Here is a 22429-nt window from a genome sequence, read left to right as displayed (position 1 = left end):
CAAAGTATTTCTTCTTTACTTCGTTGAAGGCATTCCCTGTCGGTTATTGGGGGGCAGGAGCCTGCGCTGATCCCGAACCATCCTGACAATTCAACCTCTCTTCCTGCGCTGGCAGGTCGAAACGCCTGTTAAAACCTCATCGAACGGAGTTCAGTACAATCGTCAACTATGATGAATATCCTTGAATTGGAAAAAGAACCCCTGTCCAGGCTGAGACAGTTGGGGGAGGAGTTGAATATTCCTAATGCCAACCGTCTCAAAAAGGAAATGCTGTTGATTAAAATTCGACAGGCTGAAGCCGAGCGGGAAGGCTTGGAAGTTCGTGGGGGCATTCTTGAAATCATGAACGAAGGCATTGGATTCCTTCGCAGTGATTACCGGGTGGGTCCTGATGATGTCTATGTCTCTCAGGCTCAGTTGCGCCGGTACGAATTGCGTAGCGGTGATCTGGTTATCGGGCATGTACGTCCCCCGCGGGAAGGCGAACGGCATTACGGGCTGGTCAAAGTAGAAAGCATTAATGGTTTGCCCGCTGAAGAAGCCCGCCGTCGTCCAAATTTTGAGAATTTGACCCCTATTTTCCCCGACAAGCGCTATGACCTGGAAACAGACCGCAATATCCTGGCGACCCGCTTGATAAACCTCATCGCTCCCATTGGACGTGGTCAGCGCGGGATGATTGTCTCTCCCCCGAAAGCCGGCAAGACCACCATTTTGAAGCAGGTAGCCAACGCCATTTCTAAGAACTATCCGGAAGTGCATTTGATGATTACCTTGATCGGTGAGCGTCCTGAAGAGGTCACCGACATGGATCGTTCTGTAGATGGCGAAGTGATTGCTTCTACCTTCGATGAACCGGTGACCAGTCACGTGCGCGCCGCCGAAATTGCGCTGGAGCGCGCCAAACGCCTGGTCGAAACCGGGCGTGATGTGGTGATTTTGATGGACTCGCTTACCCGGCTGGCGCGGGCTTACAACCTTGTCGTCACCCCATCCGGGCGCACGCTCTCCGGGGGTATGGATCCATCTGCGTTGTATCCTCCCAAGCGTTTCTTTGGCGCGGCGCGCAACCTTGAGGAAGGCGGTTCGTTGACCATCATTGCAACTGCCCTGGTGGACACCGGTTCCCGTCTGGATGATGTCGTGTACGAGGAGTTTAAAGGTACCGGTAACATGGAACTGCACCTCTCGCGGCGTCTGCAAGAACGGCGCATTTTCCCTGCCCTGGATATCGAACGATCCTCGACCCGCCGTGAAGATTTGTTGCTCAGTCCCGATGAACTCCAGCGGGTCTGGCTGATGCGCCGCATGTATCTGCAAATGATTGGCAATCCTCCTCAGGGGGCGGGAATGGATCCTGCTGTGGCAACGGAAGCCATCTTACAGCGCATGATCAAAACGCGCAATAACATGGAATTCCTGGAGACTCTGACCGAGGATCTATGATTCATAAAATGACAGGTTCTGTTTCTTCCTTGCCGGAAACTCCGGAAAAGGAAAATCCTTCTCGTCTGGGGTTTACTTACTGGTTATCCTGGATCCTGGCTGTACTGATGGTGGCGTGGCTGGGTTATGTCGTTTTACTCAAAGTGGGTGTTGTGGAAGCGGCTCGTACCAGCGCAGACCGTCAAATGGACCTGGCAAAGGTTCTGCCCGCTGGTTCCCAGTCGGAAGCCGCGTTACCGGATTTGACTTTTCGTCAACCGGTGTCTGTTTCCCGGGTAACAGAACTGGATACGCTGGTGCCGTCTCGTCCCCGCACTGAGCCGCAAAAATACGTGGTGCAGGCGGGAGATTCGGTTTTCAGCATTGCCAAACAGTTCAACTTGAAACCGGAGACGGTGCTTTGGGCAAACTACAACCTGCTGAACGATAATCCAAATATGCTCTCAATTGGGCAGGAACTCATCATCCCGGCAGTGGATGGTGTCTTGTACGAGCCAAAACCTGGAGAAACCATTGAAGAAGTTGCCAGAAAATTCAAAGCCACTCCAGAAGATATCATTTCCTGGCCCGCTAATCGCATTGATGTTGCTGACCCTAAACTGGTTGCCGGTAAACCGGTCATGATTCCCAACGGTCAGCGGGAAATGCGTTCGTGGGTGGTGCCAACCATCTGGCGCGCGAATTCCGGCGCAAACAAGACCGTCAACGCCGCCTGTGACACCAGCGGAGTCAATGTATATGGAACAGGATACTTTATGTGGCCCGCTGACAATCATTCCATCTCCGGTAACACGTTCTGGTCCGGGCATCTGGGGATTGATATTGCCGCTGCCCAGGGAGCGCCCATCTATGCCGCCGACAGCGGGGTAGTGGTGTATTCCGGTCCTATTGGTGGAGGGTATGGCTTGATGGTGATGATTGACCACGGGAACGGATTCCATACCCTGTATGCCCACAACAGTCAGTTGCTGGTGCGCTGCGGACAGGGCGTCAGCAAGGGACAGGTTATCGCCTATGCGGGAAGTACTGGTAATTCCACCGGACCGCACCTGCACTTTGAAATCCGTTATCTGGGCGCTTTTGTCAACCCGCTGGATTATCTACAATAAGGTTGCATGTTTTGAAGGAACAAAGCCCCCGCTTCTGGCGGGGGCTTGTTTTTCATCATTCTGCAGGATTAAGGTTGCGGGTTTAGCCAGTAAGACATCTCATCCACGGCAATGGAGAAAGATTCTGCCGAGGAACCGCTTGCCGCATACACGCCAAAATATCCGCTGAGGAAGGAGTCATCACTGACTTCACCCAGCAACGTACCGTTGATGTACATGATCAGGCGGTTGCCAATCATCATTAACCCCAGACGGTTGGTGGCATTTGCGCCGGTATTTATTGCGGTGCTGGTTGTCCAGTCCTTCAACCGGGTCAGTGTGCCTTTTTCTCCCACAGTACCATCCCATTTTCGTAAGGAATATTTCCCATCACAGCGGATACTGAAAAGATACCCCTGATTGGCGTCTTTCAGTACGGGAACGCGGACAATCATACCGAATTGATTATTGCCCGTGCAGGAATCGGCTTTCACCACCATTTCCAGATACAGGTTAGAGAACGCTTCTCCGCGCGGATTGGCGATCCGCCAGCCCAGTTTAGTCTGTAAACCGGTTAAAATCATCTGTCCATTCCGAAACTCAATGGAAGTGAATTCGCTGCTTCCTGTGGGCCAGTTCCATCGGGTCGAATCGTCCATGGAATCAGTGTCTGTAGGGCTACCCAGCCGGTTGCGGGGGTCATCCGGTGAAATGGTAGGCGTGGGACCCGCCGGGGTCGCCGTAAGGGTTGGTGCTGTCTGGGTGGGAAGTTCTGTCGGAGTAGGAGGAAGCGGGGTGGGAGTAGGCGCTTCAGACACAGGCGTTGCGGTTGGAATGGATGTGGGTTGAGGTTTGCTGGCGGTTATCACCGCTGGTAAAGTTGCCGTTGGCGCAGATACCTGTTCCGGTGTGGCAGTGGGCATGGTGGTGAGCATCAGAGCGATCTGGGTTTGCATCTCCACGTCCGAAAGAGTGGGTTTGACGCTTTCACCGGCGGGCGGCGTGCTGGAAGGGAGCACGCACCCGCTCAGAAGGAAAGTAACCAGCAGAATGATGGATATGGTCCAGCGTTTCATGGATGTTCTCCTTGTAATCTTTTCCCAAGACGGTTTTTGCAAAGAATAAGTTCCTTTTACCTAAAGTTCATGAGTTGCAATCAGTATACCTGAAATCGGATTTTTCGGCATTTTCTGAGAATTGCTCGGGTAAAATTAAGCCCATCCATGTTTACTTTGTTTCATCCCTGGAGGAAAGTATGCGGGCAGTTTTACAGCGGGTAAAACAAGGGAGCGTAACCGTTGATGGACGGAAAATTGCCCAGATTGGCAAAGGTCTGGTGATTCTGGCGGGCATTGGGCATCAGGACGATGAAAAAACCGTCCGGGCGATGGCAGAAAAAGTGGCTTTCCTGCGGATTTTTGAAGATGAGCAGGGCAAGATGAATCTATCGGTGCGGGATATAGGCGGTGAGGCGCTGGTTGTTTCCCAGTTCACCCTGTACGCAGATGCCCGCAAGGGGCGCCGGCCCTCATTTACAGATGCGGCATTGCCGGAGAAGGCACGTCCGCTGGTGAATTGTTTTGCCCGGGCGCTGGCTGAGCAGGGGGTTCCCACTCAAACGGGCGAGTTTGGCGCTGAGATGCTGGTGGAAATCCTCAATGATGGTCCTGTGACCATCCTGCTGGAACTTTAATCATTCAAAAAGCCTTTCCAGAGGACGGTATCAAACTGAATTGCCAGCGCGCCTGCCTGTAACAGGTGCCGGGCGTGAATGCGCCGGTACACACCGGCTCCGACGATCACAGGAACACCGCGCTGATTAAGACGCCTTACCGCATATACCATCATCGGAAAGATTGCGGAACTGTACAACCTGCCTTCTAGTAAACTACCAGAGGGGCTGGGGAGCAACCCGCGTGGGGTGGTGAGCGTGACAGCGTCGATGCGGTCCAGCGGAATGGGAAAATTTTCACCTTCGTTCAGGGGCAGGGCAAGGATAATGGGCAATTCACTGTCCAGCGCAGGAAAAAATGCCTGTTTGTCCTCTAAAGAAAGGTGAGGCGGCAGGCTAATTTCAATAGCATCGACTGCTGTGTAATTCTCTACCTGTTGAATCATCTGACGGCATTCTGCCGGGGACTGGGGAATGAGATGGATCCACACCGGCAGAGGGGCTTTTTCCCAGCGTTTCCCATATCTTCGCAGAGCAGAAACCAATCCCGGGTTGGGTAAGCCGCTGTGCATGAGCAGACTTCCTCTGTCGGAAAGCACGGTACGCTGGCTGGCAGGCATTCGTGGAGCCATGGAGATGGGATTGGTGACAAAAACGCCCTGCTCTTCTGGCAGGCTCCACCCTTTGGCAGGCAAAAACCCCAGCGTTCCTGCCGCGTTCATCCAGGGGGTAGGAAAGGATAATGTCTGGCGCCTCATGTCTCAACGGGGTCGCGGGCAGAACCGGTTGCCCGCAGAAGATTTGTCAATTCGTCCTCGACTGGCAGTCTGTGGACGGGTGGATACACCCGATGCAGACTCTCCCAGTCGCGAATCACTTCCGGTACAGTGACTGGACGTCCCAGTTCACGGCTGGTATTGCGGATGAACAGAGCATGCTGAGTCCGGTGACACAGTGCCGCCGCAACTTTTATGTCATGCACGCTTTGGGTATCCAGAATCAAATGGGCGGGATCTTCTGGGTTGGCAAGCCGGACACGGGGGTGTTCCGGATGTGTTGCCTGAATGGTGTAGAATAGCGGGGCTTGAGTTCCCAGCCTTTCAATGGCTTTGCGTGCCGCGCGATGACACAACCGGTGGGCGGGATGACCGTACTCACCGTTGCTTCCATGACTGATGAGCGCTTCCGCGTGCACGGCTTGGAGGGCTTCTACCAGTTCAGCGGTGAGGGTTTCTTCGTCCTCGGTAAAGGCATAGAGGGTATTGTCTGGTCCTACCAGAGGATCAATGTAAGAAAGAAAACGCAAACTGGCGGCGCCTAATTGCTTTGCGGCACAGCGCATTTCCTCTGCACGGACTTCGCCGAGTTCTTCACGGGAGCAAACCGGCGGTTCTCCGTTTTCTCCGCCTTCGCCGCGGGTGGCAATGAGCAAATGCACCTGAGCGCCCGCACGGGCTAACAGGGCTAATGTCCCTCCACACAGCATGGTTTCATCATCCGGATGAGCAAAGAAAGCCAGAATGTTCATTCAACCTCCAGATCATGGATGGAAAATACCGCACCTTCCTTACAAGCCAGTTTCCAGCCCTGCTTTAGTAAAATGGCGCAGATGCCGCACTCTGCTGTTCCCCCGCAGGGCATGGGAGTATGAATCAGCACTTCAGCATGACTGGGGAGATGCAAATGGTTCCTCCAGCCGGTCATCTGGAAAAAGTCTCTCAGAGAGTCCCGGCATAAGACGCCTGCAAGGACTTCGCACCACCCAAAAGATTCAGAGAGTTGCCCAGGGGGCAGGACCTCCACTTCAGGGGGCAGGTTTGAGGGCGTTGTGTGGGTATACAAAACCACCTCACTGCGCTGGTATAACGCCTGATGAATGAGCGGCATCAGTAAAGATGCCAGCCCATCCCAGTCAAACAGCGCCACTTTACGGGTATCTGCGGGCAGGTGGAAGGCTTTCCCAAAAGGACCGCGAAGAAGGATGCGATCGCCTGCCTGCCAGTGGGCAGGACAGGGCGCCAGGCACAGCCAGTCTTCAGTGCATGTGGTGGGATAGAGAGCAAAGGGGATGATCTCCCTTTCATCGTCAGTGCTGTTTGCCAGGAAGTATTGCCCCGGTAGAGCGTGCAGTTTTCGGGGACATTCCAGGCAGGCTATGGATCCAGGACCGTCATAACGAATCTCGCGAAGAACTGCCTCGATGGGGACCATGGTTTTAATTGTACGCTGAATTGACGTCAAATTACGGTTATAATTTACTCATCATTATTGAAATCTGGCCAGGTGTTATGAGCGAAGGCGAAGTTCTGGGCACCAACGGACGAAAAATTCGGCTGACGACTCTATCCAGTTGTGCAGGCTGAGCATCCAAACTGAATGCGGAAACGCTGGCGCACGTGTTGCGCCCTCTCAAGGATGTCTTTGCTTCACAACAGTTTCCCAATCTGCTGATTGGGTTAGATCAGCCCGATGATGCTGCCATCTGGCGGCTGTCTGATGATCGTGCGTTGGTCATTACGACTGACTTCTTCACCCCGGTTGTAGATGATGCTTACGATTACGGGGCAATTGCTGCTGCCAACAGCCTGTCGGACATCTATGCAATGGGTGGAGAGCCTTTCCTCGCGTTGAACGTTGCTGCGCTTCCCCCGCAGTTACCCCATGAACTGCTGGGGGAAATTATCCGCGGCGCGGCAGAGAAAGCCCGTGAGGCGGGAGTGGTGGTGGCAGGCGGACATACCGTGCAGGATAAAGAGCCCAAATTTGGTCTGGTGGTTGTGGGTTTTGTCCATCCCGAAAAGATTCTTACCAAACATGGCGCGCGGGTTGGCGATCGTCTGGTATTGACCAAACCGCTGGGTTTTGGTACGGTGACAACGGCTTTGAAACGCGGTGTGGCAGACCCCCAGGATGTCGAGGAAGCCGTGACCTGGATGAAGCAATTGAACCGCCAGGCGGCAGACCTTGCCCGGCAATTTGACCTCAAAGCCGGCACCGATATCACCGGCTTCAGTCTGTTAGGACATGCGCTGGAAATGGCGCAGGAATCTGGTGTGGGGATGCGCCTGCGCTATCCACAGATTCCGTTTATTTCCTGCGCTTATAAGTATGCCCGCCAGTTTATCTTCCCCGGTGGCGCCAGCGATAACCGTCTGTATTTCGGGCAATGGGTTCAGTTTGATCCCAGTCTGGATGAACATGAGCAAATGTTGCTGTTTGATCCCCAGACCAGTGGTGGTTTGCTCCTTGCTGTACCCCCGGATCGCAGTGAAGCATTCCTGCAAGATGCCCAGAAGTTGAATGTTCCTGCCTGGGAAGTGGGTGAGGTGGTGCCGGGTGCAGGCATTGAAGTGACATGGTAAATCGTCCTTCCCCGGTGGAATTACTTGCTCCGGCGCGGGACGCCGAGACTGGTATTGCCGCGATTAATTGCGGTGCGGATGCGGTTTATATCGGCGCGACACGTTTTGGGGCACGCGAGGCGGCAGGAAATCCCCTGGAGGACATTGAGCGTCTGGTTTCCTATGCTCATCGGTACTGGGCGCGGGTGTATGTCACGGTGAACACCCTGCTGTACGATGAGGAACTGGATGAAGCCCGCAATCTCATCTGGAAGTTGTACGAAATCGGTGCAGATGCCCTGATTATTCAGGACGTGGGTTTACTGGAGATGGATTTACCACCGCTGGCATTGTTTGCCAGCACCCAGATGCACAATCACACTCCCGAACGGGTGCGCTTTCTGGAACAGGTTGGTTTTTCGCGGGTTATTCTGGCGCGTGAACTCTCTCTGGAGCAGATTCGCCAGATCCGTGCCCAGACCAGCCTGGAACTGGAAGGGTTTGTGCATGGCGCGTTGTGCGTGAGTTACAGCGGACAGTGCTACCTCAGTTACGCACTGGGCGGTCGGAGTGGTAATCGAGGTCAATGCGCTCAACCCTGCCGACGCCTGTATACCCTGTACGGAGCGGATGGTCAGCCAATTGTCCGAAATCGCTACCTGCTCTCCCTGAAAGACCTGAATCTCTCTGACTCGCTTCAAGATTTGCTTGATGCGGGGATTACCTCATTCAAAATTGAGGGGCGTCTCAAAGACCGCGCCTATGTGATGAATGTGGTAGCCGCTTACCGCCAGCGGCTGGATGCTCTGCTGGATGGAAAAACTTTCAGCAAAGCCTCTTCAGGAAAAAGTACTTTTGATTTCTCTCCCAGTTTGCGCAAGACCTTCAACCGTGGATTTACCACCTACTTTCTCAAAGGGCGAGACCCGCAGATGGCATCGCCATTCACTCCGAAATCGGTTGGCGAGCCGCTTGGTAAAGTTGTGGCGGTGACAAAGGATGGTTGTATGCTGGAAGAAAACACGCCCGAAGTCCATGCCGGTGACGGCATTTGCTTTCTGGATTCGGGTGGAAACCTGCAGGGAATGGTGGTCTTGAAAGCGCAGGGGAAACGACTCTGGCTGGAAAATACCGGGGCGCTCCGCCGCGGAACGCTTCTGTACCGCAACCATGACCGTGTTTTCCTGCAGCAACTGGAAAAAAGCCGTACAGAGCGCAAAATAGCCGTTCAATTCACCCTGCGAGAGGACTCGCAGGGAATCTGGCTCCGCGCAGAGGACGAGGATGGCAACTGTGCCGAAGTTGTCTGGCGTGGCGAGAGGACTCCAGCATTGAAACCCGACGGAATGATGGAAACTTTCCGGCGGCAAATTGCCAGCCTTGGCGGGAGTGAGTTTTCCTGCGCAGGCGTGCAGATGGGGTTTTCGACAGTGCCTTTCCTGCCGGTACAGGTCATTAACGCTCTGCGCCGTGAGGTGGTGGAGCAATTACGTCAGGAACGGTTGCGCAACTTCCCGCGTATCCCGCGGCGGCAGGTGGAAGAAGGGGCAATTTTCCCATCTGAGCGTCTATCTTTTGAGGGGAATGTGCTGAACCATCTGGCTCGGGCATTTTATCTTCGTCATGGCGTGCGAGAAATCGAGCCTGCCGCGGAGTCCGGGATTGATCTTCGCGGTCGAAAGGTGATGACCACCCGTTTTTGTTTACGCTTTGCGCTGGGGGCTTGCCCAAAGCAAAAGAATCCCAAGCGGCTCCAGGAACCGCTATATCTGGAAGATGAACTGGGTAACCGTCTTACTTTGCGCTTCCGCTGTCAGGAATGTGTCATGGAAGTGATTTATCAGGGCAGGGACAACGGAAGCACCGTTAGCGACATTCCGTATCAAACAGAAAAATGAAGTCGTCTGTACGCAGTGCCAGGGTGCGGCTGTCGCCTGCCCAGTGGCTTTCGTAGGGAGTTTGCAATCCAATATCGAGAAGGTATTGCGCCTTCTCTTCAGTCAGGAGAACCCACGCCTGGTCCAGATCATCGAAGTAAATGACTTTCTTTCCATCCGGTGACCAGTTGGGAGATCGCATGGGAGGATACAGCGTTTCATCAAAGGGCATGGTCTTACGGGTTGGAGAGAGCCGGTCAGTCTGGTGGCGCATGGTTTCCCCATATGGGACGACCCTGCCACTGGGAATATCAATGTCCAGCATGACATCACAGTCTATGCCGCAGGAGGCAATGATGCGGATCTGGCTTTCTGAAAGCCATCCGATAATCCCTTTACTGCCGTTTCCAGATGTGGCAGTGGCTTGGTCTCCCGGAAGCAAGTCCACAGTTTGCCCGTTTTCCAGGTTGGTCACCATGACGGTGTACACATCCTCGGGCAGGCGCAGGGCTACAAATGCGAGTTGATTTCCGGAGGGTGACCAGGTTAAATCCCCGAACACGCTGATGTTTTCAAAAAGCACCTCGGGTTTTTGAAAATTCGGTTCTTGAGCCAGAAGGACTCTCCCTGTAAACCAGATGGAACGCCCTTTGGGTGAGACGTATGCCAGCGTTTTTTCTTCCGGATGCCATGCCAGCAGGTTTCCCTGCTCCTGATTCGTTCGCACAGGATCAAGGGTTGCCAGCAGACAGGAACGATCAGGAATTGTTGGGAATGCAGGGGCAACTGAGGTGGGCAGGGGTGTTGGAGTTGGCTCCTGTGCCGCTGCTGGAGCAGGCAACCCCGGCACCAGACCACAAGCCGTGAGCAGGAATCCCCCCCAGATGATGAGAATGAAGCGCTTCATGCGGTGCAGGGTCCCCCTTTTATCGTCCGGGCGGTCGCGGGGTAGGTGTTCCCCGGGTGATAATGACCTCGATGGAATTCGGTAACACCGACTCAACCCGTAAAGACTCCACCAGTACTTCTACCCGCGGTACCAGTTTATAGGTTCCGGGAGTAACCCCTTCCAGATCAATGACCACCCGAACTTCTCCGGGTTTCAGGTTATCCAGTGTGGGGAGGGGACCGGAGAGAATGATGGTGGCTGTCCGGGGCGCCAGTTGTGCCGAATATTCCGGGTTGAGATTAATGATTTCTACCGGAAGGTCGCTCAAGGTGAGACTTCCTTCTATGGCGGAGACACCCACAATCACGCTGACAGTTTGATCCCCTACAACGGTAATGCCTTCAGGCAGGTTGAGTGCTACCCGTACCTCGAGATCATCGGTAATCCCGCTCAGGTCAACCGGGTTGGTTTCCACGTACCCGGGTAGATTCTCCACCAGCGCCGGGTTGCTGGCAAAGACTGTCACCGCCGGAGGGGAGACCGTGAGGGAGGTGAGGCGGTATCCGCTGGCGACCTGTCCAGTCGTGACCACCTTTACTACCACATTGCGGTACCCGCCTCTTTGGGTAATCGGTTGCACCACGGTGACTTCAGCGGGGGAGATGGTCAGGTTGCTTACCAGCAGTCCGTTTTCATCCACAGCCTGGATCGTTAAATTGCGAGTGATCGTCTCGACGGCTTTGTTCAGGTCAATCACCACCCGCAGGGTTTTTACCCGTTCCACCACCGATTTCGGGCCGGAAATGGTCGCCCGATCCACACTGAGAGACGGAATGCCTGCATCATAGCCAATTGCAGGTTCGCCGCGCTGTACAATCCCGATGGGTAGGGTAACGGTAGCCAGTTCGTCTAACTGGATTGAAAGGGTTTGAGGAGAATAAGAAACAATGCGCACGGGGGCATTGTCAATTTGAACCTGGACGGGAAGAGTGTACTGTCCAGAGGAAAGTCCTGCCAGATAGATAAATCCTCTCACGTTGATCTGTTCCTGAGTGAGTTTTTCCCATACTGAACGCGGAGCGCTGAGTCGCAGGGTGAGGGAGCGCGACTCCTGCGTGCTGACAATCATGGCAGGATCCAGCCCGACGTATTCGATGGTGATGGGGAAGGGATAGGTACGGACTTCCACAGGGTCATTGGCAGTGACGGCAGAAATCCACACCGCGATGGCTAAAGCCAGCGAGAGGAAAAAAGTGGGCAGGTATTTCAGGATTTGCCGTATGAGTTTCACCGTTCCTCCCGAGGACGGTTTTGACCCAGCAAGCCGCGTATCCAGTCCAGAAAAGTCGGTGCAGGTTGAGAGGGCATGTAAAACGCCATCAGGATGTTTTCCAACCGTTCGCTATCCAGCCGGCGGATCATTCTGCCGTTGTGCGCCAGAGAAATCAATCCGGTTTCCTCTGAAACCACCACAGCAATGGCATCAGTCGCCTCAGAAATTCCCAGTGCTGCGCGGTGCCGCAATCCCATCTGACGTTCGGGGGAGCGGTTCAGGATTCCACTGGAGGATAACGGCATGACACATGCGGCGGCGGCAATCTGATCATCCACAATGATGGCGGCGCCATCGTGTAGAGGGGTATTGGGGTAGAAAATTTGCAATAGCAGTTCAGGGGTCACGCGGGCATTGAGCCGTACGCCCGTGGAGATGAATTCTTCCAGAGAGTCGTTGCGCTGAATGACGATCAATGCACCATGTCCTCGATTGGATAGACGGATGGCGGCGGTGACGATGGCGCGGATGGTATCTTCTAACCCGGGATAGGGGCGTGCCTTTCCCAGTATGGGCGTAGAACTGGCCCGCCCAAGACGTTCCAGTCCACGGCGGATCTCCGGCGCAAAGATGACCGGAATGGCTAATAACAGGGCAGGCATGATGGTGCGGATCAACCAGGAAAAGGCGGGTAGATTTACCAGACTGGTGAGCAAACTGAGGAAGATGACCAGCAGAATGACCCCGCGCAAGAGGATGAGCGCCTGAGTCTCGCGCACCATGATTAACACCACAAAGATAATCAGAGTGACCAGAGCAATATCCAGCACGCTCATCCAGGTGAGGCGCTCAATAAGAAAATAAATCTGATCCAGAAGGTCGGTCACGGTTTTTTAAATCGGACGAAGAACACGGTCTGCACGCAGTTGTTTGAAGAACAGGGTTGTCCCCGGTCGCAGGGATTCTACAGCGGCTTCCTGCCATGCCGAAACGCCTAAGGTCTGAGGGGTTCGCTTTTCATAACCCAATGGTTTCCACAAAGCCTCTGAAGCCAGTTCCGGTGGCGCAAAGATAAGCGAGGCTTCGCATTGCAGGTTGCGGGAAGATCGCTCCATTTCTTCAATGAGAGGGGGTAAGACTTCGGCGGCAGGAAGAGATGTATCCAGAAGGATATCTACCGTCCGGGCAACCAGATTTTCCACCTGCCAGCCCAGCAAACCGCCGGGCTGATTACCCACGCGCAGAATCAGGAATGCTTTTTCACCAAACGCCGCCATCACGTCTTCCCTTGTGAGAGGTCTGGCAGGTTTCCGCAGGCGGTTGATCAGACCGGCAATTTCTTCGGAATCTTTTGGCTTTCCGCGAGATACAGTGATTTCCCCCTGAGGAACAGCGCGGCGTGGTTGGGTGCGTACTTCCTGTGCGGCTTCGAGGGTTTGTGGTACCAGCCGCTTCCATGCTGCCATGACCTGTTTCCAGGTTTCCTCAAATGTGCCGTCGTTTCGGATGACTACGGTGGCAGCGCCGATTTTTTGCTCCTGAGGTGGCTGGGCAGCAATGCGCTGACGGGCTTCGGCTTCGCTCATTTTGCGGTACTGCATCAACCGCGCCAGTTGGATTTCTGGAGGGGTATAAGTCACCCATACACTGTCACACATTTTGTGGAGACCTGCTTCGAGGAGTTTAATGGCTTCAATGACGATGACTTTTTGAGAAGATCGCTGTACCAGCCACTCAATTCCCTGCCGCACCAGCGGATGAATGATGTTTTCCAGGCGGGTCAGGGCTTCGCTATCTGCAAAGACGACGCGCGCCAGTTTGGCTCGGTCAATTTCCCCTTCAGGGGTCAAAATCCAGCGTCCAAAGTGATCAATGACCGGTTGATACCCCGGTGCTCCTTTGGCGATGGCACGATGTGCCAGCGCGTCGGCATCAATGCCGTAGGCTCCCAGATGTTCCAGCATGCGCCGGACGACGCTTTTGCCGGTGCCAATATTTCCGGTAAGTCCAATCACATATTTGCCGGGCCAACTGCTCACGCGGTCCTCCGATGGGGAATGCTTGGAAAGTATCTCCAGTGCTTTTTGATTTTAGCCTTGCCTCCCTGGAATGTCAAATCAACCTGCCTGGAACCATATCTGAGAGGTCAAAGCCCATCCGTGGATGAAGTTTCATAACCTCAATTCCATCCCGGGTTGATTCGATTGTATATCCAATTCTTCCTGAATCGTTTGAATTTTGCAACTTCTTACCGGAAAATGCGTAAACTTTCATAGAATAATCGGGAGGTTTACCATGACAGAACAAACAAACGTTGTTTTCCCCACAACCAGCGAAGAGCGCACCTGGGCAATGCTGGCGCATTTAAGCGTTCTGATTAACCTCTTCACCGGATTGCTGGGCCCGGTGGTTGCGCTGGTGATTTACCTGTCTTACAAAGACCGCTCGCGGTACGTGGCTTACCATGCGCTTCAGTCGCTGGTATTGCAACTGGTGGCATGGGTTGGTTTTGGTGCACTGGTTGGGGTCATCTGGGGCATTGTTGGGGCGTTGAGCGCCATTCTGGTGGGCTTGTGTCTCATCCCCTTTGCCTGCGCCTTTACACTGGTCCCTCTGGCTGTGCCTGTATATGGTATTGTCGGGGCGGTTGAGACCAGCCAGGGGCGTGATTTCCGTTACTGGTTAATTGGAGACTGGGTACGTGGCACGCTGGAAGGGTAGGGCTTTCTTTGCTGAAATCTACCCGAATTACTGGAGGAAGATATCTCTATGATGACTTTGCCGAAGAAGAAAATCATCCTCTTTCTTGTCCTCACAGTCGTGTTGAGCAGTGTGTTCTATGCGCTCATTTTCGTTTCGGGAAACCTGGAGGGCTGGACAATTGGTTTGATGTGGTGTCCGGGCATTGCTGCATTGCTCACGCAGATGGTTTTTCAGAAGAATATCCGCGGATTGGGATGGAGCCTGAAGCCCCTGCGATTCCTGTTGCTGGGGTATGGATTGCCGGTCCTGTATGGATTGATTGTATACGGTATCGTCTGGTTGAGCGGCGCAGCACCCTTTAAAGGCGAAGCGATGGCGCAGGAAATGGCAGCACAGACCGGTATGCCGGTATCCACTTCCGGTTTCCTTGTAAATTATGTCCTGATGATGGGTACTCTGGGGATGCTGGGTTCTGTTTTTGCCGCGCTGGGCGAAGAAATCGGCTGGCGTGGTTTACTGGTCCCGGAACTGGCACGCCTCACCTCTTTTCCTGCAACTGCGTTGATTAGCGGGGGAATCTGGGCGGTGTGGCATTACCCCCTGATTCTCTTCTCTGAATACCATAATTCAGCCGCACCGCGCTGGCTGGGATTGATTTGCTTCACCCTCATGGTGCTTGGCATCAGTTTTGTACTTGCCTGGATGCGCCTCAAATCGGGGAGTTTCTGGGGGGCGGTGATTTTCCATGCCAGCCACAATGTTTTCATTCAGGGTGTGTTTACGCCTCTGACCGGGCAATCCACGCTCAGCCCGTATTTAATTGATGAATTTGGTATTGGACTGGCTCTGGTAGGGGTGGTATTGGTGCTGATCTTCTGGCGGAAGCGTTCCGAAGTTCAGTCAGCGTCTGCGGTGCAGTAACCGATTTGTTACCTGACCGGGAGTTTAAAATCACCCTTCACGTGGCGGGGTTTCCTGCCCTGAAGGGTGATTGTTTACCTGCGGGTCAGGAATCTCACGGGCGGCGGCGACCAGCATGGCGTGGGCTTCATTAAGAAGATTTTCCAGATGGATCAGGTCGTCCGGGCGAAAGGAGGCTTTTCCAAGGCGGGCTTTTTCCAACCGTTCAATCGTGCGCCACAATGAGCCCCGCACCCCACTGGATTGGTGTGCCCAGCAGGAATCGGCAGAAATGCGTTCCAGCCTGCGCACCACTTCTTTTGCCTGTTCCAGACGCAGTTGCAACCGGTATTCTTCTTCCATAAGCAACACTCCACCCATAATCGTTTCGACTACAGGGATAACCCTTCCTCTGAGGCAATCTGCCGAATGTACTGCGCCGCAAGCAAATAATCGTTCTCTTCGGTCATGTGCTCCAGCATCAACGGGACATCTTGAGGTAAACGATGGGCTTCTCGTAAAAAGGTGCGATAATCCAGTCCACCCAGACCCGGACGCACTTCGTCCAGATGGGTGGTGAGATGGGGGCGCAGAAGGATGTCTTTAGCATGGCAGGATTTGATCCATGGACCGAGGCGCTCGAAACAATCCTTGATCAGGCGGGCATTTTCAAAGTATCGCTGGGGGCTGTTGATGAGGTTAACGGGGTCCAGGTGCACCCCAAACATAGGGCGGTTTATGGCGCGGATGAGGTCAAGGTAGTGGTCTACTGAGTCAGGGTACATCCACGGCATGGGCTCCAGGGTGTAATATGCCCGGCGGGGCTTCACGCTGTCGAGAATGTCGCGCACGGTCTGAACAATCATATCAAATGTTTCTGCGGTGAGGTTACGCGGATCTGGACCGTCCCATTTATCCCCGCGGGAACCGGAAATGTTAACTGCGCAGAGAGCGCCAATTTCATCTGCCAGCGCCAGGGCTTGTTTGCAAAGGGTGAGGGCTTTCTGGCGTTCCTGTTCATCGGGGCTGAGCGGATTACTCCAGGCGCCTACCTCGGCAATAATCAGATCAGCCCGTTGAGCGGCAATTTCGTACTGTCGGATCGTCTCCAGAGAGGTGTTTACATCCACCGGACAGTACACGGCGCGATACCCGTATTTTTGAACCACAGCCACCCATTCTTCAGGGGAATGATAGGATTGAAATAACGGACCTCCCAGACGCATAGGTCATTCCTCCTCCTGGTTTTCTCTGGGAAAAGAGGTAGTTCTCGGTGGGCGTTGAGGCGCAGGGGCGATTTGCACAATCAGATACCAGAATGCAAGCAGGGCGGCAATACCCAGCAAAAAGGCAACGAAAAATCCCAGACGAAAGTGGATAGTTAGTCCCGCAGCACCCAGCACCAAGCCGCCAAACAGGGTTAGGCCCAACCGCATCAGGTGATGGCGTTCAAAGCGGGCGATCAAATCGGGGTCTTTCAGAGCGCTCATACGTCTGGCAAATGCATGCAGATCCCAACTTGCCAGCCCGCATACCACGGAGAGCAATGCCAGAAATGGCGAGATTTGAAAGAAGGGGAGCAGGGCATTTTCCATACAAACAATCAAAAAGAGAACAGGGGTTGCCCAGTATATGGTTTTCCACTTCAGCACCAGCCACAGGAACCCAAGTGCTAGGTTGATTCCAGCAGCAGTGTACATGCCCTGTGTGACAAAACCCCATACAGGAAACAGGGTCGTGAGGATGATGGTGGCGGTTAGCATGTGATGCGCTTTCATACCGGCATTCCCATTCCACGTCTCAGGTGAGGGCGCAAGGGGATGGCTTGACGCACCACCTGCTCCAGGGGTAGCGTAACGTCCCAATCCAGTACCTGGATGCCCGCCCTACGGAGTTTTTGTAAAGCGAACTTGCGTTCAGCGAGAGCAATGCGCAGAGCCAGTTCTTCGGGAGAGTTCGGTGCTACCTGTCCGGCGTCGAATCGAATCAGGTCGGGACTGAGAACCAGCACCTGATATCCGTGTGCTCTCAGTGTGATGAGAATCTCCGTGTCATGAGGTTGGAGAGGGCTGATAAGCACCACTTGAGAGTGCGGGGGGAAGAACCGCGTAGGCAGATAGGAAAGCGATTCGAGTGCGTAGTTGCTACCCAGATGTGCTCTTGCCAGTACCTGAAGGATGCGTTGATGCTGGATTTTTCCCGCACCGGGGAAGGCGGTGTCAATCCCTGCCCCGTACACCAGCATCCCCACCCGGTTGCCGTCTCTTAAGAAGGCATCTGCTATGGATGCGGCGGCATCAACTGCATATTCGAAAAGGAGATGGTCGTTCGACCCTCCATAACTTTGCTCACGTGCATCCAGAATGATACCGACGTCAGCAACCCGCTGTTGTTCGAAGAGATTGGTGAATAAATTTTGCTCTTCCCGCGCAGTTACCTTCCAGTTAATCCGCCGCATGGGGTCTCCGGGTTGGTATTCGCGAACCAGGAAGAAATCAACTCCCACGCCGCCCTGACGGGAGGGAATTGGACCGGCAAAGCCGCGCGTTTGCGGCGGACGAATGGGTATGGAGCGCAAAGGGCGGGGACGCGGACGTACCATCAAACGATGGGATGCCTGCACAGCAATTTTGCCTTCAAACAACCCTGCCCCTTCACGGTAACTGACCTGAAGAGTGGTAAACCGGTAATCTCCTCTCCCACCTTTCACAACGTAAGACAACTGAATTTCCTCGCCAGCAGGAAGAGGCAGAAACCGGGAGGTCTCGCCATCCAGCACGGTCAGCCCTTCGGGGACGTTGTCTTCAATGAGAACTTCTGGTAGATCACCGCCATTGTTTTTCAGGAAGATGTTTACCTCGACCGGCGTATCGGGAAACACTGTTTCCAGAGGAAGCGTGCGGAAAGCCACCAGATCCGGTGGTGTGGGGCTGTACCACAAGGCGATGCCCAGATACACCAGGAGAGGAATGGCCAGGGCAATGACTGCACCATTCAGGCTGATCAACCCGGTGATGAGAAAACCAAAAATCAGAAGCAACAGGAAGGCTGTTCTGCTGTTCATCTCAGTCCACAACGGGAACGGGTACGCTGTTGAGAATCTCTCCCAGAATACGCTCGACGGCTTGAGGGGTGGTCCACAAATCCGGTTGCAGGATGATGCGATGTTGTAAAGCAACCCGGGCAAAAGATTTGATGTCATCCGGGAGAACATAGGCTCTACCCTTGATGGCGGCGAAGGCTCTTCCCAGTTTTAGAAGTGCCAGGGCTCCACGCGGGCTGGCACCTACGGCAACCTGCCGGTGCACACGGGTGCGGTGCACCAGATCCACAATGTATTTTTCCAGGTCCGGGTCCACGTAAACTTCTTCAATAATCTGGCGCATGTGCAGGAATCCCTCTGCGTTGGTGACCGGCTGAAGGGTAATGGCATCCTGCCGTCTGTCACGGCGGCGGCGCAGGATTTCCTGTTCTTCTTCCGGGCTGGGGTATCCCACCGAGAGTTTAATCAAAAAGCGGTCTAACTGCGCTTCGGGAAGCGGAAAAGTGCCTTCGTACTCAATAGGATTTTGAGTGGCTACCACCAGAAACGGTTCGGGCAGTTTCATGGTTTCGCCTTCCAGTGTAACCTGATATTCCTGCATGGCTTCCAGCAGTGCGGCTTGTGTACGCGGCGAAGCGCGGTTGATTTCATCGGCAAGGACGATGTGGGCGAAAACCGGACCCTGGCGGAGCACAAAGGTGTTGCTGGCGCGGTTATACACGTATCCTCCGGTGATGTCTCCCGGAAGCAAATCGGGGGTGAACTGGATGCGTTTGAAGGTCATACCCAGTACCTGGGCAAACGAATTGGCAATCAGGGTTTTTGCCAGTCCGGGGTAGTCTTCCAGCAAAACATGCCCGCCTGCCAGAAAGGTGGTCAGGATTTTTTCCAGCACGTCCTGTTTTCCGACAATGGCTTTGCTGACCTCATCGAGGATGGCTTTGGATAAACTGGCAACTTCGTGGACGGGTGGATGAACAGACATCAATTTGATCCTCCAATTCTTTCTTCGATAAAAGTGACCACCTCTTTCAGGCGATAAATGGTTTCTTCCTGATTGGAAGAGGAAATGGTTCCGGGAGGCTGGAAAAGCCGGGCACGCAGGCGTTCAATCCAGACTTTGGGGGTGTTTGTGGGATGTTCGGGCGCTGTGAGGCGGCGGGTGCGCAGAAATGTAAGTACTTCCTCCGGCAGATTCAGCGTTCCCTCACGGATTTTCTTTTCCACTTCCTCGCTGGTGAGATGTTCCTGATACCCGACAATTTCTATGACCAGATGCGCCAGATGCCGTGCCAGGTTTTCACTGGCAAAACGGTTTCTGGAAAAAGCGCCAAAATACCATAACCAGTAACGATACCGGGACATACTGGCAACACCATCCCGGGGTTCGGATAATTGTTCTGAAGAAGGTAAACCTTCCAGAACTGCCTTTCCAATCAGGTACATTCCTCCCAGAATCATGACCGCCCAGAACAGCGGTTGCGGTACAGTATGGATGATGAGTTGCGCATACCAGATCACATAGGAAAGAGGTTCGACAAGGTATGCACGGATTTGCTGACGGAAAATTACCGTCAGCAATACGGCAACCCCAACGGAGAGCATCAGCCACAGCCAGAACGTTTTGCGAGGTAGATTCATGTGGTTTGCTCCGTACGTTGACACGCCGCAACAATTTCTTCCAGGCATCCGGTGGCTTCCATTTGCTGGCGGGGCGTGCTGGAAAAGTGACCGTAGCGCGCATCTTCAAAGAGTTGGGTCAAACGGTAGACGGGTTGTTCGGGTAATCCTTGCTGGACAAGAGTTTGAATGAATTCATGAGGCGTAACCGCATTTGCCCGTTGCACTCCGCGGCTTTCAGCAACGACTTTGACCATTCTCCGATAGCATTCAATGATGGTTTCGCGCAAATCAGCGCCCGATTGCAGGTTTTCGAGTGCTCTGGAGGCTTCAAATTCCACCTGAGCCAGCGGGTAACGGGTTCTCTCCCGCCTGCGGAAATACAACCAGATCACGCTGAAGAATGTAAGTGCGATAAAAATGACCGTGAAGACTGCCACGGAATTGACAAGCCAGGAAGGCGGATTGGCTACAAAATCTGCCAGCGGTGGAATGGGCAAGGCTTCCTGCGATGCGCCGGACTCCCCGCCTGCAAATCCAAACCCTTCCGGATTCAGGTTGTTCATGGCTTGCCGCAGTCGCTCAAAGAGGAATAGGAACAGGGCAAACACTGCCAGGTAGCGGAGCAATTTCTTGCGCCGCTGGGGGTGGATGAGCATGTACACGAGGTAAACAGGGAACAGGGTCAATGCCAGCCCCAGGACGACCTGAAAGAAACCGAGCAGTGGCGTGGCGTCGGGGAGGCTACCGGTGAGGTCTTCTGTTTGATTCAGTCGTTGATTTCCGTAAATCAACCCCGGGCTTAACGTTAATCCTGTCAGTCCGGCGCTGAGTATGATGGAGAAGAGCAAGAGAGCGCCCGTTAGGATCAGTAGGGTTTGTCGTGCAGTCAGCCTGTTCATTCGAATACACTCTTAAGGTCTTTCCGTATGAATGCCACATCCCGGAGGAAGTATGATTTATTTTGGTCTATTTTTATGGTATCACATCTTGACCTTTCTTTTACATTTTTGTAGAGTGGCATCTTCCGCGTTTGTTTTATACTTTAGGCAGGAGAGTGTATGGCACAAGAATGGATTGTGATGAACTGTCCAACCTGCGGCGCAAAAATGGCGCCTTCTTTGCTGGAGCCAGAACGGTATCAGTGTCAGTACTGCGGTAACGAATATCTGCTTAAGAACTTGATCGGGAAGCCCGAATCTACTGTTGGGAAAATTCGTCCCCGTGTTGCAGCGCCTGAATCGGTCAAAATCGAACGCCTGCCAGACCGGGTGCGCATGATTCACCGCTGGTTTTCACTCAAGTATATCCCTCTGGCTTTCTTTGCGCTGGCGTGGGATGTTTTTCTGGTTTTCTGGTACGGTATGGCATTCACCACCGGAGCTCCCTGGATTGCAATTTGTTTTCCCGTTGCCCATGTGGCAGTTGGGGTTGGGCTCACTTATTCGGTGCTCACTGGCTTCTTCAACCGCACAGTGGTGGAACTGACCCGTGACGAACTGGCGGTCTGGTTTGAGCCGCTTCCCTGGCTGGGGGAGAAAACCCTGCCGGTATCGGAAATTCGCCAGTTGTATTGCAAGAAAAAAGTGACTGAGAATTCCAAGGGCTCTTCTGTGAGTTATGCCCTTCACGCTGTCCTGCAGGATGGCAGAGATGTAAAACTGCTGGACAATTTCGATTCTCCCGAAATTGCCCAGTTCCTCGAGCAACAACTGGAAACGTGGTTGAAAATCCCCGACCGCCCGGTTGCCGGCGAATTCAGAGGATAAGGCTTGCTTTTACTGAATGGGCAGGAAGCCGCATTGCTGGAACAGGTCCTGTCCCTCGGAAGATAAAAGAAGTTCCACGAAGTTCCTGGCATCGCCCTGCCGGGAACCTGTTTTTAAGATGCCATAATGATACGCGGCAGTGATATTTATGGAATCGGGAATGAGGATTTGACGCACTTTGTCTGTGTAGGAAGGGTAAATATCGCTCTGGTAAACAATTCCTGCATCCGCTTCCCCTAATTCCACTTTGGTGACCACCGAGCGGACAGTGCTTTCATAAGAGACCACATTCTTCAGCACTTTTTCTTTGTAATTTTCTCCAAATTCCCTGTCAAGTTTATCCAGCAGTTGCCGGGTATACTTTCCCGCGGGAGATTCCGGACTCGCAAGGAGAATTTTGACTCCTGGCTTTGTTAAATCCAGTAATCGAACCACCGGCGAGTGCAAATGGGCTATCACCAGCAGACGGTTGGCGATGAATTCCCCGTGCTCATCTGGATGGATGAATCCTTTCTCCACCAGTTGTTGCACGGGTTCGGCATCTGCGCTGAGAAATAGATCGGCGCTGGCGCCTTGTAGAATCTGCTGTGCCAGTTGTTGGGAGGGGGCAAAGCTGAAGGATAATGCAGTATCGGTGTTCGTTTTGGAGAATCGCTTCTCAAAAGATTTCATGCATTCGCTCAGCGAGGTTGCTGCCATGATGGACAAAGTATTGGAGGATGTCGGGGTGCTTTGCGACGTGCAGGCAGAGAGTATCAGAATCAAGACTAACGCGACAGAGAAAAAGCGGTTTGATTTCAGCATGGGA

At 53.7% G+C, this 22429-nt stretch carries 24 protein-coding genes; 8 read left to right on the top strand and 16 right to left on the bottom strand.

All coding sequences use genetic code 11. The annotated features are described in order from the left end of the window. Positions 1–168 precede the first annotated feature (168 nt). Positions 169–1446: a transcription termination factor Rho gene (gene rho, locus LHF31_RS00325; protein ID WP_303773104.1), complete on the top strand. Its 1278-nt coding sequence runs from the start codon at positions 169–171 to the stop codon at positions 1444–1446. After that, a complete protein-coding gene (locus LHF31_RS00320) occupies positions 1443–2555 on the top strand; it encodes a M23 family metallopeptidase (protein ID WP_303773103.1) in 1113 nt (370 codons plus the stop codon). The genes rho and LHF31_RS00320 overlap by 4 nt, the downstream gene beginning before the upstream one ends. 68 nt (positions 2556–2623) lie before the next feature. Here the strand turns inward: LHF31_RS00320 and LHF31_RS00315 are convergent, their stop codons facing one another. After that, positions 2624–3610, bottom strand: coding sequence for a hypothetical protein (locus LHF31_RS00315; RefSeq protein WP_298008059.1), 987 nt, complete (start codon positions 3608–3610; stop codon positions 2624–2626). 179 nt (positions 3611–3789) lie between these two features. Here LHF31_RS00315 and dtd point away from each other — a divergent pair, with 179 nt between their 5' ends. Further along, positions 3790–4227 carry a D-aminoacyl-tRNA deacylase gene (gene dtd, locus LHF31_RS00310; protein ID WP_298008061.1) on the top strand — a complete coding sequence of 146 codons (438 nt, stop codon included), beginning with the start codon at positions 3790–3792 and terminating at the stop codon, positions 4225–4227. On the opposite strand, the gene LHF31_RS00305 is transcribed toward dtd, so the two are convergent. The 3 genes from LHF31_RS00305 to LHF31_RS00295 are packed head-to-tail and all read right to left on the bottom strand — an operon-like array spanning position 4224 to position 6417. Next, the gene (locus LHF31_RS00305; protein ID WP_298008063.1) at positions 4224–4964 is read right to left on the bottom strand and encodes a hypothetical protein; all 741 of its coding nucleotides are present in this window, start codon (positions 4962–4964) and stop codon (positions 4224–4226) included. The genes dtd and LHF31_RS00305 overlap by 4 nt on opposite strands. Then, on the bottom strand, positions 4961–5734 hold the full coding sequence (locus LHF31_RS00300; protein ID WP_298008065.1) for a PIG-L deacetylase family protein: 774 nt from the start codon (positions 5732–5734) through the stop codon (positions 4961–4963). The genes LHF31_RS00305 and LHF31_RS00300 overlap by 4 nt, the downstream gene beginning before the upstream one ends. After that, the gene (locus tag LHF31_RS00295) at positions 5731–6417 is read right to left on the bottom strand and encodes a hypothetical protein (protein WP_298008067.1); all 687 of its coding nucleotides are present in this window, start codon (positions 6415–6417) and stop codon (positions 5731–5733) included. The genes LHF31_RS00300 and LHF31_RS00295 overlap by 4 nt, the downstream gene beginning before the upstream one ends. 77 nt (positions 6418–6494) lie before the next feature. Between LHF31_RS00295 and selD the strand changes: the two genes are divergently transcribed. Next, entirely contained in the window at positions 6495–7568 is a 1074-nt protein-coding gene (selD, locus tag LHF31_RS00290) for a selenide, water dikinase SelD (RefSeq protein WP_298008069.1), read from the top strand. After that, positions 7562–9445 (top strand): U32 family peptidase, encoded by a 1884-nt coding sequence (locus LHF31_RS00285; RefSeq protein WP_298008071.1) that lies wholly within the window; start codon positions 7562–7564, stop codon positions 9443–9445. Before selD ends, LHF31_RS00285 begins: the two co-directional genes overlap by 7 nt. Here the strand turns inward: LHF31_RS00285 and LHF31_RS00280 are convergent. Genes LHF31_RS00280 through coaE form a run of 4 tightly spaced genes read right to left on the bottom strand, consistent with a single transcriptional unit; the run spans position 9414 to position 13625 of the window. Next, a complete protein-coding gene (locus LHF31_RS00280) occupies positions 9414–10331 on the bottom strand; it encodes a hypothetical protein (RefSeq protein ID WP_298008073.1) in 918 nt (305 codons plus the stop codon). The genes LHF31_RS00285 and LHF31_RS00280 overlap by 32 nt on opposite strands. Before the next feature lie 19 nt (positions 10332–10350). After that, a complete protein-coding gene (locus tag LHF31_RS00275; RefSeq protein WP_298008075.1) occupies positions 10351–11604 on the bottom strand; it encodes a YbbR-like domain-containing protein in 1254 nt (417 codons plus the stop codon). Continuing rightward, positions 11601–12473, bottom strand: a complete 873-nt coding sequence (gene cdaA / locus LHF31_RS00270; RefSeq protein WP_298008077.1) for a diadenylate cyclase CdaA — start codon at positions 12471–12473, stop codon at positions 11601–11603. Before cdaA ends, LHF31_RS00275 begins: the two co-directional genes overlap by 4 nt. 6 nt (positions 12474–12479) lie before the next feature. Beyond that, positions 12480–13625, bottom strand: coding sequence for a dephospho-CoA kinase (gene coaE, locus LHF31_RS00265; RefSeq protein ID WP_298008080.1), 1146 nt, complete (start codon positions 13623–13625; stop codon positions 12480–12482). Between the two features lie 256 nt (positions 13626–13881). On the opposite strand from coaE, the gene LHF31_RS00260 reads away from it, so the two are divergent. Continuing rightward, positions 13882–14307 carry a DUF4870 domain-containing protein gene (locus LHF31_RS00260; protein WP_298008082.1) on the top strand — a complete coding sequence of 142 codons (426 nt, stop codon included), beginning with the start codon at positions 13882–13884 and terminating at the stop codon, positions 14305–14307. Positions 14308–14355: 48 nt separating this feature from the next. After that, positions 14356–15210: a CPBP family intramembrane glutamic endopeptidase gene (locus LHF31_RS00255; protein WP_298008084.1), complete on the top strand. Its 855-nt coding sequence runs from the start codon at positions 14356–14358 to the stop codon at positions 15208–15210. A gap of 30 nt (positions 15211–15240) precedes the next feature. On the opposite strand, the gene LHF31_RS00250 is transcribed toward LHF31_RS00255, so the two are convergent. From LHF31_RS00250 to LHF31_RS00220, 7 genes are read right to left on the bottom strand one after another with little or no spacing between them, the layout of a single operon-like run. Further along, the gene (locus tag LHF31_RS00250; RefSeq protein ID WP_303773095.1) at positions 15241–15552 is read right to left on the bottom strand and encodes a hypothetical protein; all 312 of its coding nucleotides are present in this window, start codon (positions 15550–15552) and stop codon (positions 15241–15243) included. A gap of 29 nt (positions 15553–15581) precedes the next feature. Continuing rightward, entirely contained in the window at positions 15582–16415 is an 834-nt protein-coding gene (locus tag LHF31_RS00245; RefSeq protein WP_303773093.1) for a sugar phosphate isomerase/epimerase, read from the bottom strand. Positions 16416–16418: 3 nt separating this feature from the next. Beyond that, positions 16419–16967, bottom strand: coding sequence for a hypothetical protein (locus LHF31_RS00240; protein WP_303773091.1), 549 nt, complete (start codon positions 16965–16967; stop codon positions 16419–16421). Further along, positions 16964–18253 carry a DUF58 domain-containing protein gene (locus LHF31_RS00235; protein WP_303773089.1) on the bottom strand — a complete coding sequence of 430 codons (1290 nt, stop codon included), beginning with the start codon at positions 18251–18253 and terminating at the stop codon, positions 16964–16966. The genes LHF31_RS00240 and LHF31_RS00235 overlap by 4 nt, the downstream gene beginning before the upstream one ends. A 1-nt stretch (position 18254) precedes the next feature. Next, the gene (locus tag LHF31_RS00230) at positions 18255–19217 is read right to left on the bottom strand and encodes a MoxR family ATPase (protein WP_298008094.1); all 963 of its coding nucleotides are present in this window, start codon (positions 19215–19217) and stop codon (positions 18255–18257) included. Next, a complete protein-coding gene (locus LHF31_RS00225; RefSeq protein WP_303773088.1) occupies positions 19217–19873 on the bottom strand; it encodes a hypothetical protein in 657 nt (218 codons plus the stop codon). The genes LHF31_RS00230 and LHF31_RS00225 overlap by 1 nt, the downstream gene beginning before the upstream one ends. Further along, positions 19870–20754: a DUF4129 domain-containing protein gene (locus LHF31_RS00220; protein WP_303773087.1), complete on the bottom strand. Its 885-nt coding sequence runs from the start codon at positions 20752–20754 to the stop codon at positions 19870–19872. The genes LHF31_RS00225 and LHF31_RS00220 overlap by 4 nt, the downstream gene beginning before the upstream one ends. 159 nt (positions 20755–20913) lie before the next feature. Between LHF31_RS00220 and LHF31_RS00215 the strand changes: the two genes are divergently transcribed. Further along, positions 20914–21621 carry a hypothetical protein gene (locus LHF31_RS00215; protein WP_303773086.1) on the top strand — a complete coding sequence of 236 codons (708 nt, stop codon included), beginning with the start codon at positions 20914–20916 and terminating at the stop codon, positions 21619–21621. A 9-nt stretch (positions 21622–21630) separates the two neighbouring features. On the opposite strand, the gene modA is transcribed toward LHF31_RS00215, so the two are convergent. Then, entirely contained in the window at positions 21631–22425 is a 795-nt protein-coding gene (gene modA / locus LHF31_RS00210) for a molybdate ABC transporter substrate-binding protein (RefSeq protein WP_303773084.1), read from the bottom strand. Between the last annotated feature and the right edge of the window lie 4 nt (positions 22426–22429).

The organism is Anaerolinea thermophila (assembly GCF_020723905.1).
Classification (GTDB): Bacteria; Chloroflexota; Anaerolineae; order Anaerolineales; family Anaerolineaceae; genus Anaerolinea; species Anaerolinea thermophila_A.
Note: the sequence above shows the minus strand (reverse complement) of the source record. Positions and strands in the feature narration are given on the sequence as shown.